This is a genomic window from Rossellomorea sp. LjRoot5, from assembly GCF_964253455.1.
Classification (GTDB): domain Bacteria; phylum Bacillota; class Bacilli; order Bacillales; family Bacillaceae_B; genus Rossellomorea.
Genome location: NZ_CAXUQN020000001.1, coordinates 3035014 through 3050235, shown reverse-complemented (window position 1 = coordinate 3050235; position 15222 = coordinate 3035014). Strand labels below are relative to the sequence as shown.

At 42.8% G+C, this 15222-nt stretch carries 16 protein-coding genes; 9 read left to right on the top strand and 7 right to left on the bottom strand.

From position 1 onward, the window contains the following. Nucleotides 1-347 precede the first annotated feature (347 nt). Nucleotides 348-650 carry an HNH endonuclease gene (locus ACSQ2E_RS15575; protein WP_435991963.1) on the top strand — a complete coding sequence of 101 codons (303 nt, stop codon included), beginning with the start codon at nt 348-350 and terminating at the stop codon, nt 648-650. A gap of 46 nt (nt 651-696) precedes the next feature. On the opposite strand, the gene ACSQ2E_RS15570 is transcribed toward ACSQ2E_RS15575, so the two are convergent. The 6 genes from ACSQ2E_RS15570 to ACSQ2E_RS15545 all read right to left on the bottom strand — a co-directional run bounded on the left by ACSQ2E_RS15570 (nt 697) and on the right by ACSQ2E_RS15545 (nt 2679). Further along, nucleotides 697-915 (bottom strand): spore germination protein, encoded by a 219-nt coding sequence (locus tag ACSQ2E_RS15570; protein WP_034763373.1) that lies wholly within the window; start codon nt 913-915, stop codon nt 697-699. A gap of 78 nt (nt 916-993) precedes the next feature. Next, the gene (locus ACSQ2E_RS15565; protein WP_435991961.1) at nt 994-1401 is read right to left on the bottom strand and encodes a spore germination protein GerPE; all 408 of its coding nucleotides are present in this window, start codon (nt 1399-1401) and stop codon (nt 994-996) included. A 3-nt stretch (nt 1402-1404) separates the two neighbouring features. After that, complete coding sequence (locus ACSQ2E_RS15560; RefSeq protein WP_034763377.1) at nt 1405-1584, bottom strand: hypothetical protein; 180 nt, start codon at nt 1582-1584, stop codon at nt 1405-1407. Then, nucleotides 1559-2188, bottom strand: coding sequence for a spore germination protein GerPC (gerPC, locus tag ACSQ2E_RS15555; RefSeq protein ID WP_435991958.1), 630 nt, complete (start codon nt 2186-2188; stop codon nt 1559-1561). Before gerPC ends, ACSQ2E_RS15560 begins: the two co-directional genes overlap by 26 nt. Before the next feature lie 31 nt (nt 2189-2219). Then, on the bottom strand, nt 2220-2444 hold the full coding sequence (locus tag ACSQ2E_RS15550; protein WP_435991956.1) for a spore germination protein GerPB: 225 nt from the start codon (nt 2442-2444) through the stop codon (nt 2220-2222). A 13-nt stretch (nt 2445-2457) separates the two neighbouring features. Further along, nucleotides 2458-2679, bottom strand: a complete 222-nt coding sequence (locus ACSQ2E_RS15545) for a spore germination protein (RefSeq protein ID WP_224520486.1) — start codon at nt 2677-2679, stop codon at nt 2458-2460. A gap of 130 nt (nt 2680-2809) precedes the next feature. Here ACSQ2E_RS15545 and ACSQ2E_RS15540 point away from each other — a divergent pair, with 130 nt between their 5' ends. The 4 genes from ACSQ2E_RS15540 to ACSQ2E_RS15525 all read left to right on the top strand — a co-directional run bounded on the left by ACSQ2E_RS15540 (nt 2810) and on the right by ACSQ2E_RS15525 (nt 8406). Beyond that, a complete protein-coding gene (locus tag ACSQ2E_RS15540; RefSeq protein WP_435991954.1) occupies nt 2810-3997 on the top strand; it encodes a DUF418 domain-containing protein in 1188 nt (395 codons plus the stop codon). A 24-nt stretch (nt 3998-4021) separates the two neighbouring features. Then, entirely contained in the window at nt 4022-4891 is an 870-nt protein-coding gene (locus tag ACSQ2E_RS15535) for a fumarylacetoacetate hydrolase family protein (protein ID WP_435991952.1), read from the top strand. 72 nt (nt 4892-4963) lie between these two features. Continuing rightward, nucleotides 4964-5335: a YisL family protein gene (locus ACSQ2E_RS15530; RefSeq protein ID WP_435991950.1), complete on the top strand. Its 372-nt coding sequence runs from the start codon at nt 4964-4966 to the stop codon at nt 5333-5335. 158 nt (nt 5336-5493) lie between these two features. Continuing rightward, entirely contained in the window at nt 5494-8406 is a 2913-nt protein-coding gene (locus ACSQ2E_RS15525) for a bifunctional diguanylate cyclase/phosphodiesterase (protein WP_435991948.1), read from the top strand. 65 nt (nt 8407-8471) lie between these two features. On the opposite strand, the gene ACSQ2E_RS15520 is transcribed toward ACSQ2E_RS15525, so the two are convergent. Continuing rightward, entirely contained in the window at nt 8472-9035 is a 564-nt protein-coding gene (locus tag ACSQ2E_RS15520) for a DUF2777 family protein (RefSeq protein WP_435991946.1), read from the bottom strand. A 148-nt stretch (nt 9036-9183) separates the two neighbouring features. On the opposite strand from ACSQ2E_RS15520, the gene asnB reads away from it, so the two are divergent. The 4 genes from asnB to ACSQ2E_RS15500 all read left to right on the top strand — a co-directional run bounded on the left by asnB (nt 9184) and on the right by ACSQ2E_RS15500 (nt 15200). Beyond that, entirely contained in the window at nt 9184-11040 is a 1857-nt protein-coding gene (asnB, locus tag ACSQ2E_RS15515; RefSeq protein WP_435994573.1) for an asparagine synthase (glutamine-hydrolyzing), read from the top strand. 335 nt (nt 11041-11375) lie between these two features. Beyond that, on the top strand, nt 11376-12899 hold the full coding sequence (locus ACSQ2E_RS15510) for a phytoene desaturase family protein (protein WP_435991944.1): 1524 nt from the start codon (nt 11376-11378) through the stop codon (nt 12897-12899). Beyond that, complete coding sequence (locus ACSQ2E_RS15505; protein WP_435991942.1) at nt 12896-14398, top strand: phytoene desaturase family protein; 1503 nt, start codon at nt 12896-12898, stop codon at nt 14396-14398. The genes ACSQ2E_RS15510 and ACSQ2E_RS15505 overlap by 4 nt, the downstream gene beginning before the upstream one ends. Continuing rightward, nucleotides 14364-15200 (top strand): phytoene/squalene synthase family protein, encoded by an 837-nt coding sequence (locus ACSQ2E_RS15500; protein WP_435991940.1) that lies wholly within the window; start codon nt 14364-14366, stop codon nt 15198-15200. The genes ACSQ2E_RS15505 and ACSQ2E_RS15500 overlap by 35 nt, the downstream gene beginning before the upstream one ends. Nucleotides 15201-15222: the final 22 nt, after the last annotated feature.

The window sequence follows — 15222 nt, the reverse complement described above, 5'->3', positions numbered from 1 at the left end:
CTGCAGTCTGTATATGTATAACATTCTGGTGAAATGGTACTTTTATAATTATTGCTAAAGCACATCCAGTGTATAAAGCAGGATCTAGCTATTGATTGGAGTGCAAGACGAAGACTCCTACGGGAAAAGCGGAATAGGTAAGACCCCGCAGGAACGTTAGTGACGAGGAGGCTTGCCTTCCGCCCGAGGAAAGCGAAGTCTTGCACGGAAATCAATAGCGGTGTAATAAGTAATCCTAACTTTTATTGTTCGTCTTTAGAGGAAATGGATTTAGTTATGTCCCAGCCCATTTTTTTTGCTGCCGCAGGGAATACCTATACTAATCACTTATTGAGGAATGGTGAAAGATGAGTAAAAGAGCGATTGGTGCATGTGAATTATGTGCCAGGAGAAATGTAGAAATCACGATTCATCACCTCACACCCAAGGAGGTGGGGGGAACATTCCTCCCCACGGCGCGACTATGCATTCCATGTCATAAGCAGATTCATTCCCTTTACACTAATGATGAGCTTGGATCAAGATTGAACTCAATTGAGGAGTTAAGAAAAGATGAGAAGATTCGTGCATTCATAAAATGGATCCGCAAGCAGCCGTCTACCAAATTAATTAAAACGAAGAAAAGTCACGAGCGAAGAAAGAAGAGATAGTCGATATAAAAAAACCAAAAAGCCTGTTGGTGGGCTTTTTGGTTTTTTAGTTATTTCCGGTTATTGGCTGGTCTACGACATTACAATCAAAGGTCGTATTAACACTGAAGACATTGTAGCTCAGTTGAAATGGACCAGTATTGAAGCCACCGGAACCGCTGAATGTCTTGGAAGCGGACTTAGGCGAAATAATACCTGTATCTCCAAACTGTACACTTCCTCCACCAACATTAAGAATAGCGACAGGACCTACTAAAGCGGGCATATACAACATCCTCTTCAATAATATCTATACAGTTAACCTATGTGAAATAGAATAGAATGTTCATGTTCCTATAGGCTTTTAGTCCGGCTGGTCTATGGTTTCGGAATTTTCCAGATCTTCATGCTTTTTAGACTCAAGCTGACGGATGTGTTTCACTCTTGCTTCCATAGCGGCATTCGACGTATTTCCAATATGAACAATGGAAGAAAATGCCGTAGCCTTGACAAATACTTGATCCACTTTGATCGGACAAAGATTTAGTCGGCTGACCCTCACTGTGGGATCAACCGGAGGTTTAGTAAGTGGTCCCTGAAAAACGCTGGAATCGAAGCTTCCTTCACTCGTCAAGAAAAATTCCTTCTCTCGTTGCACAGCGTAGGCAAATGATACGGCGTTTATGTTTTGGGAATCGCCTATTTGATAGAGAGAGCTAAAGGATAACGTAATGCCGTCTAATTTATTAACAATCGAATATCGCTTGAACATCTATCATCCTTTCGGTGTCAGTGGGACGAATGGACCGACGATCAATGACTCTGGCGGTGTATCGAATGCAGAAGTAAGCTGAATGATATCAGCATCCCCGATCAGAACAAGGGAGGAGCTCGCTACCCCCGCAATATCGATACTGCCGACTGACAATTCACGGTTGATTACTTGGAGGTTCATTGTGATTCATCCCTTCCATATTTTCCGGCATCTGGGACATAAAGGAGAAGAGTGCCGTTTGAATATCTTGTTTGATTTTTGAAATGATTTTTCTTTCCCATTCCCCTTCTGATTGTTTGGATTCGACATGAGGTATGTTTTCCAGGTAGAAATCGATTCGTTGTGGCATCTGATTTAGCAGATCCTGTTGTACCATTTCATAATAAGAAGGGTCGAGGGATCGCTGGAATTGCATTTCATTGTCATGGATGAGGGTAGGCAATTCGTTTTGAATGTAAGCATGTATCTCTTTCGTTATTCTTTCTTTGTAAGGGGTCAGATCTTTGATTGATTCGACATTCACATTCTGATCAACGGCTAAGTCCTCTATCGTATCCTTTAAATTACTTGGGTTAAGGCCGATATTCAAAGTGCCATCCAGGGACTCGACTTTCAGCTGATCGAACTTATACTCAATTCTTTCTACGTTGATCTTAGGGTTATCCTTGATGGCCGTCAATTCCTGAGAAAGCTCATCTACTTTTTGTTCTAACGCGACAATTCTCGTATTCAACATCTCGATATACTGATACAGTTGTTGGGGTGTCATATAGTAATTAGTCATTCTGCCACCTCTTTTCTTGTCGCGGACTCTTTTAAGGCCTTTGAAGAGGAACTAAGGGTGATGCTGATGGTCCTATTGAAACACTCCCGTTTTTTTCTGCTTCAGGGGCAGGCTCTGTAAAACCACCGGTATTATACAGGTAATCATTTGTGTTTATTTGCCCACATGTACCAATCTGCAATATGGAAGAATTGGACATTCCCCCGATTTTAATGAATTGAATCTGTATGGATTGTTGAACATAATAATTCGTCATTTTCGCATCACACTCATAGGGTAAAGTTTATTCCTTGATCCATTCCATCATCGTCCACCGTGTAGGTCAAGGAGCTTTCGTTATAGACGGAGATCCCTCTCCCTGTAATAAATGAACCTGCACCGGCAAAGGTTTTGGCTGTTGATATCGGGCTGATGTTAAATACATCCCCGATGTGAAAAACGGCACTGGAACCGACGTTTATGACTTGTGCAATTCCTACAATTGCAGGCATTTCGACTCACACCTTTAAGACAAAGTTAATTATTGTTATTCTATGTTAAGAACATGAATAGGTGATAATCGCCTAAATTCCTGTTTCGGGTTAGAATAGAAACAAGATTAATGATTTCGGAGGAAGATGAATGAACACCTTATCGCCAATTGAACAGTCAGAACGTATTGTAAGTCTCGATGTGATCAGAGGATTCTCTTTGCTCGGCATCTTTATCATCAACATGATTTCCTTCCATTCACCATTTCTGTACTTTGATCCGTATACCTGGTGGAAAACACCTGAAGATATGGCATTATTTCCTTGGATCGATGTATTGGTCCAAGCAAGCTTTTATCCGTTATTCGCCATGATGTTTGGATACGGGTTAGGGATTCAACAACAAAGGGCAGAAATGAAAGGGACATCCTTTTACCTGTTTGGGGTAAGAAGACTTCTTACTTTATTGGGAATCGGCTGTATTCATGCCTTCCTGATCTGGTCAGGGGATATCCTGATAAATTACGCCGTATTCGGTCTGATTCTTCTTGGTTTCATGCGGCTTTCCGGGAAGGGCCTGATGTGGCTCGGGGGTATATTATTCCTGATGCCGCAAATGTTTTTCAGTATTTTACTAGTATTGATGACCTTTTCTGATCCGACAGGCGTGACGCACTATACGAATATTGCCGCATTGCAGGATTCGGTCTCAGCCTATGCCTCGGGCAGCTTCAGCAATATCATGGAACAACGCTTTCAGGACTGGTATATGGTGAACTCACCTGACAATCTTTTATTCTTGTTACTTTCGATTCTTCCTATGATGATGATCGGGGCAGGCGCAAGTAAACTGCAACTGTTGGAAAAGGTCAGAAACCATAAGAAGGTTTGGATGATAACAGGTGGATTTACGTTACTCTTTGGAATCATCATTAAATCATTGCCACTATTCATCGAGTCCAATTTCGCTTACAACTATATACAGGACTTTTTCGGAGGTCCGTTCTTATCAGTATCTTATGCAATAATCCTTTCATTATTATTGTTGAATGAAAAAATGATGAAATGGAGCAAGCCATTCGCTTCAGTAGGGAAGATGTCCCTCTCGAATTACCTGATGCAATCCATCATCGGCACACTTCTCTTCTATTCTTATGGATTTGGACTCTACGGAGAAGTAACCTTAACAACGGGGACGATGCTTGCAGTGGGGATTTATATCATACAGGTGATTCTATCTGAAATCTGGTTATCCAAGTTTCGATATGGGCCAGTTGAAAAGCTTTGGCGAGTGTTGAGTTATGGGAGAAGCAATGTTGTTAAAAAGGGAGAAGTATAATACTGGAAAAGGGGATGGGTAAGGATGAAATTCGTTAGTTTTACAGTTGAGGGAAAAGAACTGTATGGGGCGAAAATAGACGGAAGGATCCTTGATTTAGCGGGGGTGGATGATTTACCAGGGGATTTACTTCAGGGAATTGAAGCCGGAGAAGGTTTTCTTGAAAGTGTAGAAGCAGTTCTTAGGGAGAAGGGGGGAGCTCTGCCATCTTTCGCAGAGGATGAAGTGAAATGGCTTTCCCCAATTCCCAAAGTGAAGAGAAACATCATATGTGTAGGAAAGAACTATCGTGAACATGCCATTGAAATGGGTGGTGTACAGGATATCCCGAAGAATATCATGATTTTCACGAAAGCAACCCATACGGTCATCGGTCATGGAGAAACGGTGCTTCATCATGATGACATAACGGAAGAACTCGATTATGAAGGAGAACTGGCCGTGATCATCGGAAAGAAAGGGAGAGGGATTTCTCCGGAAGAAGCGATGGACCATGTATTTGGTTATGCGATTCTGAATGATATCACAGCCCGGGACCTTCAAAAAAAGCATGGCCAATTTTTCCTCGGGAAAAGTCTGGATACAACATGTCCGATGGGTCCGTTCCTTGTGACAAAGGATGAAGTGGATGACCCTCAGAACCTCTCCATCACCACGAAGGTCAATGGTGAAATCCGCCAGTCTTCCAATACGGGACAAATGATTTTCTCCATTCCGACGATTATTTCCACCATCTCTAAAGGAATGACGCTGTTGCCGGGGGATGTCATTGCGACAGGGACACCTTCTGGAGTGGGGAAAGGTTACAAGCCTCCACGCTTTTTGAGAAAGGGTGATATGGTGGAAATCGAAATAGAAGGATTGGGAATTTTGACAAATCCGTTACAGGATTAGTTAAAATTTCTGTTGATGTACAGACTGTGGTAATATTATGAGCGTAAACTATCTACCTTTAGGAGGTTCAATATGTTTGATAATACACATGCCCATATTACAACGTGGGTCGTTGCCATCATTCTTTTCTTTGTAGCGGTCGGCTTACATAACGCAGGGAAGAAAAAAGGCATGAAAGTTGTACATATGATCTTACGATTATTTTACTTGCTCATTATTTTAACCGGTGCCCTGTTATTCTGGAAGCATCAGGGAATTAATCCGGCCCTTTACGGCATTAAAGGATTGGTGGGAATAGGGGTGATCGGGATGTTTGAGATGATCCTGATCCGCATGAATAAAGGAAAAAGCACAAATGTATTGTGGATTATCATGGTTATCGCCTTGCTCATTGTTCTGTATTTGGGACTGCGTTTACCACTTGGTCTTCATCCATTTGCATAAGGTGAAAAAGTCTGCTCATTTATGGAGCGGGCTTTTTTATTTAGCTCTTTTCCTCAGATTAAGGAATCAGGTGCTGCCACTTTCATATAAATGGATATCCAAATCTGTCGAATTGTGGTATTTTGATAGAAACGATGTCTTTCAAGTAGGTGTAGAAAATGGTTAAGTCCTTTCAATTCATATATAAAGATGAACAATCCTTAAACCAATTTATTCAAGAGAACGGTATAGATCAATATCCCTCCCTCCTGATCCAGGCATTTGTCGGCGATTCCCCGGTAGCGGTTATAGAAGGTTTGCAAAGTCACCTAAACCGCATATTACCCCGTGGCACCCTCATTGGCTGCAACTCGACCGGTCAAGTGATTAAAGAGGCGATTGTTTCAGAAATCGTCTTATCATTTACGATATTTGAAACAACTACGATAGAATCCCTTTTACAAGAAAAGTCAGGTACAAGTAAGCAACTTGGTAAACAATTGTACGAAGCTGTGGGGAAATCCGACACCAAAGCCTTCATTATTTTTGCGAGCCATTTACAGCTGGGAATCCAGGAATTCATGGAAGGTGTATCGGAAAGAGGGGGTGAAGTCGCCATCGTCGGTGGTGTTTCTTCTGATTTGCCTCATAAAAGACCGGCATACGTATTCACGAACCACGAAATAACGAGTGAAGGCTTTGTAACGGCCTCATTGAGTGGTGAGGAGTTAAAGGTCCATTCTCATAGCGTAGAAGAGTGGCAGGAAGTTGGCCCCGTCTTCAACATCACGAAAGCACGAGGGAATATTTTGGAGGAAATCAATCATGTGAAACCTATCCGTATCCTTGAGACCTATTTAGGGAAGAGATTTGTGGAAGATCTTCCTGACTCATCGATAGAGTTCCCGTTTCTATCTCAGAAAAAGAATGATAAAGTGGCGGTCTATATCGTTAATGTGCTGCCAAATGGAAGTGTTGAACTCAGTCAGGAAGTGACGGAAGGTGACACGGTGTCGTTTGGATTTGTTGATGTACAGGATTTAATCCGTTCCACAACAAAGCTTTTGTCTCGATTGAAACGCCATCCGGTAGAAACGCATTTTGTATATAATTGTATAGCCAGAAGAAGGTATGTTCGTGATGTCACGAATCAGGAGTTATCCTATTTAAACCAGGTATCGCCCTTGACCGGTTTCTTCTCTTACGGAGAGTTAGGAATCAGTGGGAGGAAACCAAAGCTGATGGCTCATTCCCTTTCGTATCTTGGATTGTCTGAAGGTATACGTGAACCTATCAGTGATATGAAGATCGATTTCCAATTAACGCCTGAAGCCGATGTGATGATGAGTTTGACCCATTTAATCAATACAGCAGAAAAGGATATAAAAGAATTAACACAAAACATCCAGATCTCTGAGGAGTATTACCGGTCCCTATTTGATAATAATACGGATTTTGTCTACAGTACCGATCTGAATGGCCGATTTAATTCCCTCAACCCTTCTTTTATGAAAACATTTGGATTTACGAGGGAGGAGGTTCTTGGGAAATCCGCCCTTAACTTTATCAGGGAAGAGGATGCGGTGCGGGTAAGAAGGCATTTTTACCGGGCCATGGATGGAAGGGAACAGTATTATGATCTTCCCATTGCATCGAAGAAAGGTGAGGTGAATTTCTTTCAAATCAAGAATATCCCGATTACCGTTGAAGGAAAATGTGTCGGGATCTTCGGGATAGGGCGAAATGTTACGAAAGAGCGTCAATTTGAGAAGAAAATCACGCAACTCGCATATTATGACGGTGAAACCGATCTGCCTAATAAGATGAAATTCAGGGAAATTGTAGACGAGCATATTCAGAGGGCAAAGAAGAAGAAACGGCAGCTGGCGGTTTTATTTCTGGATATGGACCGTTTCAAGATGATTAATGATACGCTTGGTCATTTTGTAGGGGATGTGATCATCAAAGAACTTTCCCAAAGGATTCAAGGCATTCTCCCCAAGGGTGCTTACCTTGGCCGTTTCAGCGGTGACAAATTCACGGTGCTTCTCACCAAAGAGGTGAATGAAGCCACTATTTCAGATATCTCACAGGATATATTGGAAACCGTGCAGGCGCCTTTTTCTTATCAGGGTAAAGAATTCTACATATCCGTCAGCATCGGTGCAGGCATCTATCCCCGGGATGGGGAAAAGACTGCGGACTTGTTGCGAAATGCCGATTCTGCTCTAAATTGGGCCAAATTGAAGGGTGGAAATAACACCGTTTACTTTTCAAGGGATATGGAAGAAGAGATTACGCGGAAAGTGGAGATGGAGGCTCATCTTAGAAGAGCAATCGAGAAACAGGAGTTGTTCATCGCTTTTCAACCCATCATTAATATACAGAGTCAAACTCCGATTGGCTGTGAGTCATTGCTCAGATGGCAGCATCCATCCTGGGGGTTGATCCCGCCGAGTGAATTCATTCCCCTGGCAGAAGAAACAGGGCTGATTCATGATATCGGAAAATGGGTCCTGGTCGAATCCTGTATACAGTTAAAAGAGTGGTTGGATCAAGAGGTGGGGGAGTTCTATATTTCTGTGAACGTTTCAGCACGGCAATTCCAGCATCCTACGTTTGTGCGTGATGTGGAAGAAGCGTTGGCAATATCCGGTCTGCCGGCAGAATACTTGTGCTTAGAACTGACGGAAACAATCATGCTGCATGACGCCGCTCATACAATCGATGCCATGAAGTCACTTGCTGATCTAGGGGTGAAGCTTGCGATTGATGATTTCGGCACAGGTTATTCTTCTTTAAGTTATTTGAAGCATCTCCCCCTTCATATACTGAAAATCGATCGTTCGTTTGTACAGAATATGAGCGATCATACACCTGATGTCGCAATCGTTCAATCCATATCCACAATGGGGAAAGGATTGCACATGAAGGTGGTCGCTGAAGGCGTGGAAACCAGCGGACAGCTAGAACTGCTGAAGCAGTTGGGCTGTGATTTTGCACAAGGATTTCTTTTCGAAAGACCCATGTCATTGGAGAAAATGAACACATTTTTAAAGAAACGGCATCTCGTGACAAGCCCGGATCAATAAAAAAAACAAATGCCTGTCAGGTACATTACCTGACAGGCATTTGCATATTTGATCTGGTGATCAGATCAGATATTGAAGCTTTCAATTACAATTCGTCTACCCGTACTTAAAGTGAATTCAAAGCGGTCGCGTTTCTTTTTGTAGTAGGTGAAGTGATGCTGGACTGCACAAACTTCCACACCGTTATCGAAAGTGATGAAGTTCACGCCTTCCTTGATTTTTTGGTTTCCGAGGAATACAAGGTGGTTATGGCAAAAGATACTGTCATAAATCGAATAGCCCAGGTTATTTAAGGCTGTTGTAAACTGATGAAAGGCATCATCAGAAATCTCTTCTAATAAATTCTCCAACGAATACAATATATTCTTCTTTATTTGAATTCGATCGCCATTCTCGATTCTTATTCGCTCATAGGGGGTGACGATGAGACCATCTTCTAAGAGAACGCCAGAAAGCCACTCTCCATCTCTATACACTTTCAGTTCATGATTGAGGTAAAATTCGAGCTCAGACTCTTCCTCGGCGTCGATCTCGAAAAAGAACCATGTATCTTCTTCGAATAAAACAGTGCCTTCGGAAAAAGATCTTTTTTGGGATTTTAAAATGTTTGATCGAAATATGTTGCTCAAGTGAATATCCCTCCTTAACTACATTTCTTGTCATAATTATCATATTTCATTCATGTAAAGAATGATTGAGACAATTAACCATTTCTCTAAAGGGGCATAGAATAATTTATGTGTCAGTGAGCCCAGTTTGTTTGACTTGAAAGTGAGGATGATCACTATGTGCGGAATTACAGGTTGGATCCATTATAAACAAGATATGTCCAATGAAAAAGATGTTGTTGAAAAAATGGCGGAAACCCTTTCTAAAAGAGGACCTGACGAAACGAATGTCTGGGTTGACCAGCATGTTGCTTTCGGTCATAAACGATTAATCGTAGTCGACCCGGCAGGAGGAAGGCAGCCTATGAGCCTCCTCCATAACGGACACACTTTCACGATTTGCTATAACGGAGAGCTATATAATACAGAAGATCTGAGACAAGTACTTATAGATAAGGGATATACCTTCAAAGGGCACTCTGATACCGAGGTCCTATTGACTTCTTATATTGAGTGGAGGGAAAAATGTGTCCAGCATCTGAACGGGATTTTCGCCTTTGCCATATGGGACAGTGAGAAGGGGCATGCATTTATAGGCAGGGACAGAATGGGCGTAAAGCCTTTATTTTATTTTGAAAAGGATGACGGGATCCTGTTTGCATCAGAAATCAAGGCTTTACTTGCCCATCCCGATGTTTTGCCACAGGTGGACCTGCAGGGGCTTTCGGAAGTGCTGGGGCTCGGTCCGTCCCGCACACCCGGGAATGGTGTGTTCAAAGGGGTGAAGGAACTGCGTCCCGCCCATAGCATGATCTTCTCCAAGGAAGGCTTGAACATATGGAGATACTGGAATGTGAAAAGTAAGAAGCATACGGATTCGTTCATCGAAACGGTCTCGAAAGTCCGTTTTCTGCTTACAGATGCCATAGAGAGGCAGCTTGTTTCCGATGTACCATTGTGCGCATTCTTATCGGGAGGACTCGATTCAAGTGCGATTACGGCAGTGGCAGCAAATTCATATAAAGAAGAGGGAAAAGGGAAACTTCATACGTACTCCATAGACTATGAAGAAAATGATCAATACTTTAAAGAGAATGATTTCCAACCGAACTCCGATGCCCCTTGGATTGAAAAGATGACAGCTGAATTCGACACGATCCATCACCAATGTGAAATCAGTCAACAAGAGTTAAAGGACTATCTGATTGAAGCGGTCCATGTAAGGGACCTTCCGGGAATGGCCGATGTGGATTCATCTCTCTTATGGTTCTGCAGGGAAATCAAAGAGGAGTTTACCGTGGGACTGTCGGGTGAATGCGCAGATGAAATCTTCGGAGGGTATCCTTGGTTTCACCGGGCGGAGGATTTTAACCGCAGGGGATTCCCATGGATGCGTTCCACTGCAGAACGACAGGGTCTTCTGAAAGAAGAGTGGAGTAAGAAATTGAACCTCGAGGAATATGTCCTGGAGCAGTATGACCGCACGGTTGCGGAAACCCCGTTGTTGGATGGGGAAAATGAAGTGGAGACCAAGAGGAGACAATTATTCTATTTAAACTTACTATGGTTCATGACGACTTTGCTGGATAGAAAAGACCGCATGAGTATGGGAGCGAGCCTTGAAGTCCGCGTCCCGTTTGCCGACCATAGACTTGTAGAGTATGTGTGGAACATCCCTTGGGAGATGAAAATGCACGATGGAAGGGAAAAGGGCATCCTGAGGAAAGCACTTGAAGGCGTACTTCCCCATGAAGTCCTATATCGAAAGAAAAGCCCATACCCGAAAACCCATCACCCGGAGTATACAAAATTGGTCAGTGGCTGGCTCAATGAAATCCTGGAAGACAAATCAAGCATTCTCTATGAATTATTTGACGAAGAGAAACTGAAGGAAATCGTCGCAAGCGGAGGAGCAGCCTTTGAAGTCCCCTGGTACGGCCAACTCATGACCGGTCCCCAACTACTTGCCCACCTTGCCCAAATCCATGTGTGGTTCAAGGATTATAATATTGAAATTGTGGAGTAAAGCAATGGAGGAAAGGGACTAAGAATTTAGAGACAGGTACAAACATAGAATGAAAGTATGAATGATTGAAATGGAGGCATAGTAAAAGGATAAAATCCTTTACTATGCCTCCTAGTTGTTCAGGTTGTGAATTTTGTTGCTAACTAGCAACAAATTGATGGAAAAGAGATCCGATTGCGGTTTTAAAGGGTTTATGGAGTGTAGGACAAGTCCAATAGAGAGGAAAAAACGAATTTAGTTGGAAAATTGAAGTTTATTGTTTTTTCCTAGTGGAAAACAGTTGTATAAGTATTGTATAATAATTGTACAAATAAAATACATTGGAGGCTATAACGATGGTCGATAAGATAATCGTCATCGGTGCAGGTCCTGGGGGCCTGGCCGCGGCAATGCTTCTTGCCAGTAAGGGTTACAAAGTTGAAATCTATGAGAAGCAATCATTTGTTGGCGGGCGAAACGGTTCTGTCACGATGGAGGGCTATACATTCGATATTGGGCCGACATTTCTCAGCATGCCGGAAATAGCAGAAGAATTATTCGAGACCTCAGGAAGGAATCTTCATGATTATGTTGACCTGCGGGAGCTTTCCATGATGTATGAACTCATTTTTAAAGATAAAAAAGTCAAAATGTATAAAGATCCTGAAAGGTTATCCCGGGAAATTGAACGGCATTATCCAGGGAATGCAGAAGGTTATTCGCGCTTCATGAATGATACACGTAAAAAAATGGAACGGTTGAAACCGATTTTACAGAGCCCGATGGATCGATATTATCAATATATCAGTTGGAAGGTGTTGAGGGCACTTCCTCAATTATCCTTGGGTAAATCCCTATACAGCGTGTTGAGTGATTACTTTACAGAACATGAATTGCGATTGGCGTTCACCTTTCAGTCAAAGTATTTAGGTATGTCCCCCTGGGAGTGTCCTGGCGCATTTTCCATCCTGTCTTTCATGGAGCACGAATACGGTGTCTTTCACCCGATCGGCGGGTTGAATCAACTATCGAAAGCCATGGCAAGAGTGGTGAAGGAGCATGGAGGCTCAATCCACCTCGGTCAAGGTGTCAAGAAGTTGTGGATTGAAGACGGCAATGACGTAAAAGGAATCATAACAGAGGATGGAGAAAGAATTGAAGCAGATGAAGTGATTATCAACGGGGACTTTGCCCATGTCATGACCAATCTGGTGGAAGATGGGACTTTGAAAAAATACAGCAAAGAAAAGCTGAAAAAGAAGAAATACTCCTGTTCCACTTTTATGGTTTATCTGGGGCTCGATAAACAATTTGATCTCCCCCATCACAGTATCGTGTTTGCGGAAGATTATAGACGAAATGTAGAGGAGATAACGAAGACATTTACCCTTTCTGCGGACCCTTCCATTTATATCCAAAATGCATCGGTGACTGATCCAACACTGGCTCCGCCGGGACATTCAACACTATACATCCTCGCCCCGGTCCCTAATAATGTAAGCGGGATCGATTGGACAGAAAATGAACAAATGTTCCGGAATCTGGTATTGGATGCCGTTGAGAGTAAGACAGGTTTAAAGAATATCCGGGATCATATAAAAGTGGAGAAGATCATCTCCCCCCATCACTGGGAGACAGATTTCAATATATATGAAGGTGCCACCTTCAATCTTGGTCACCAATTAACGCAAATGATGGCACTCCGCCCGCATAACAAATTTGAAGAACTTGAACATTGCTGGTTAGTAGGTGGAGGGACGCATCCGGGGAGTGGGTTGCCTACAATATTAGAATCGGCGAGGATCACGACCAATATGTTGATGAATGAAGACCCTTCGTGCTCGTTCACTAAAGAACAAACGATGGAGGAAGCTTTATGAAAACAGCAGTCGTAGGTTCAGGGATCGGTGGATTGATTTCGGCATTGTTACTCGCGAAGGATGGTCACGACGTCACGGTCTATGAGAAAGAGGAGACGATCGGCGGACGCCTTGCCTTTGTTCAGGAAGGGGATTACAAGATTGATAAGGGACCTACCATTGTCCTCCTGCCAGACATGCTTATGTCCATTCTTTTAGAAGCAGGCATAGATACAAATGAAATAGAATTTGTCCGCTGTGATCCCCTCTATGACGTTCATTTTGCAGATGGGCAAACGTATACGAAATATGCCGATATCCATAAGCAATATGAAGAGATCAAGGAGAAGTTTCCAGGGGATGAAGAAGGCTTCCTTCAATTTATGAGCGATATGGATGAACGATTTGCAATTGGGAAGCCGCAATTTCTTGAAACGTCTTTTCTGAAAACGAGGGATTATCTCAATCCTCAAACGCTTGGTTCATTGCTCAAGCTAAAGGCATACCGCAATGTGATGGGGAACTTAAAGCATTATTTTCATCACGAAAAGTTGCAGACGGCCTATGGATTGCAAACACTGTATATCGGTGGGAATCCCTACACGACCCCGGCGATTTACAGCCTGGTGTCCTTCAGTGAACACAAGCACGGCATCTATTATATAAAAGGGGGATATGCGGGCTTACTGGACCATGTGAAGGAAGCGTGCAACCTGCATGGGGTCACGATCAAGACTTCCTCATCCGTCTCAGAAATCGAAACGAAAGGAGGCAAAGCGACTCATATCATCCTTGGGGACCAAAGGGAGCCGGTCGATTCGGTTATCATTAATGGGGATTTCCCTACAGCATCAAAATTAGTAAGGAAGAAAGCACCTAAATCGTATAAACCTTCTTCCGGCTGTGTGCTTTTATATATGGGAGTCGATAGAAAGTATGATGAAAAGGAAATGCATCAATTTTATTTGAATGATGACTTCTCCGGGAATATGGAGGATATTTTCAAGAATAAGAGAATTCCTAAAGAACCTTCCTTTTATGTATTTAATCCTTCCAAGGTCGATTCTTCACTTGCCCCTGAAGGTAAAAGCGTCCTTTATGTTCTCATACCGGTTCCGGTGTCAGAGAAATTGGATTGGAAAGAAGTTTCAGAATTTCTTTCAGACCTTGTATTGGATACAATGGAAGAAAGGGGATTCGAAGAACTGAGAAAACGGATTACGTGGATGAAAATCAGAACGCCTGAAGAGGCAATACAAGAAGGGTTATATTCTGGGGGAAGCTTTGGAATCGCGCCAAGCTTGGGTCAATCCGGTCCCTTCAGACCCCAGGTACAACCCTTTCCGGAGAAGAACATCTTTGCTGTCGGGGCATCCATTCACCCTGGCGGAGGAGTACCGATTGTCATGCAGGGTGCGAAGCTCGTTGCCCAAGCTTTTAAAGAATATTGCAAAACAGAATCAGAAGGGAAGGATGTGTCCTTACATGAACAAGATCTTGGAAGCATACGATCATTGTGAGAATATCATAAAGGTTCATTCCAAAACATTTTACAGAGCTTTTTCCTTACTGCCGAAAGACCAAAAGAAGGCTGTATGGGCCGTGTATGCCTTTTGCCGCAAAGTAGATGATATCGTTGACGAGGGCGCAAATCCTTCGGAGGAATTGCGCCTATTCGAGATGGAATTCGAATCGTATTTAACCGGATATTATCCTCAAAATGAGCCGATGTGGATAGCATTGGATGATGTGTTTAAACGGTTTGACATGGATGTTCAAGCTTTCCGGGACATGATAAAGGGGCAAAGGATGGACCTTGGTGAAAGGGTCTACGTCAATATGGACGATGTCCTTGACTATTCCTATCACGTAGCGAGCACTGTGGGATTAATGCTCCTGCCCATCCTTGCCCCGGGGAAAGAACAGCCATTGAGGGAAGATGGAATCTATCTTGGATATGCCATGCAGCTGACCAATATATTAAGAGATATCGGTGAGGATCTTGAAAGGGGTAGATTATACATCCCTCAGGATCTACTAGTAAAATATGAATATACCGTAACAGATTTAAAAGAACACAAAATCAACGACGCCTTTCAGTCTATATGGGAAGAAATGGCCCGACTTGCAGAAGATTACTATGAAAAAGCTTTTCGTACCATGAATCTTTATCCTGTATATTCGAGAACCCCGGTAAAGGGAGCTGCCCTATTATACCGTGCGATTCTTTCCGAGGTTAGAAATAGTCACTATAATGTTTTTTCCAAGAAGCACTTTGTATCAAAAGATGCAAAAGAGAAAATCATATCATCCATTTCATAAATAAGCTCGTATGGAGGCTGCA

Coding starts and splice junctions, on each gene's coding strand:
- ACSQ2E_RS15575 (WP_435991963.1), top strand. CDS start 348: ATGAGTAAAAGAGCGATTGGTGCATGTGAATTATGTGCCAGGAGAAAT.
- ACSQ2E_RS15570 (WP_034763373.1), bottom strand. CDS start 915: ATGCCCGCTTTAGTAGGTCCTGTCGCTATTCTTAATGTTGGTGGAGGA.
- ACSQ2E_RS15565 (WP_435991961.1), bottom strand. CDS start 1,401: ATGTTCAAGCGATATTCGATTGTTAATAAATTAGACGGCATTACGTTA.
- ACSQ2E_RS15560 (WP_034763377.1), bottom strand. CDS start 1,584: ATGAACCTCCAAGTAATCAACCGTGAATTGTCAGTCGGCAGTATCGAT.
- gerPC (WP_435991958.1), bottom strand. CDS start 2,188: ATGACTAATTACTATATGACACCCCAACAACTGTATCAGTATATCGAG.
- ACSQ2E_RS15550 (WP_435991956.1), bottom strand. CDS start 2,444: ATGACGAATTATTATGTTCAACAATCCATACAGATTCAATTCATTAAA.
- ACSQ2E_RS15545 (WP_224520486.1), bottom strand. CDS start 2,679: ATGCCTGCAATTGTAGGAATTGCACAAGTCATAAACGTCGGTTCCAGT.
- ACSQ2E_RS15540 (WP_435991954.1), top strand. CDS start 2,810: ATGAACACCTTATCGCCAATTGAACAGTCAGAACGTATTGTAAGTCTC.
- ACSQ2E_RS15535 (WP_435991952.1), top strand. CDS start 4,022: ATGAAATTCGTTAGTTTTACAGTTGAGGGAAAAGAACTGTATGGGGCG.
- ACSQ2E_RS15530 (WP_435991950.1), top strand. CDS start 4,964: ATGTTTGATAATACACATGCCCATATTACAACGTGGGTCGTTGCCATC.
- ACSQ2E_RS15525 (WP_435991948.1), top strand. CDS start 5,494: ATGGTTAAGTCCTTTCAATTCATATATAAAGATGAACAATCCTTAAAC.
- asnB (WP_435994573.1), top strand. CDS start 9,184: ATGATCACTATGTGCGGAATTACAGGTTGGATCCATTATAAACAAGAT.
- ACSQ2E_RS15510 (WP_435991944.1), top strand. CDS start 11,376: ATGGTCGATAAGATAATCGTCATCGGTGCAGGTCCTGGGGGCCTGGCC.
- ACSQ2E_RS15505 (WP_435991942.1), top strand. CDS start 12,896: ATGAAAACAGCAGTCGTAGGTTCAGGGATCGGTGGATTGATTTCGGCA.
- ACSQ2E_RS15500 (WP_435991940.1), top strand. CDS start 14,364: ATGAACAAGATCTTGGAAGCATACGATCATTGTGAGAATATCATAAAG.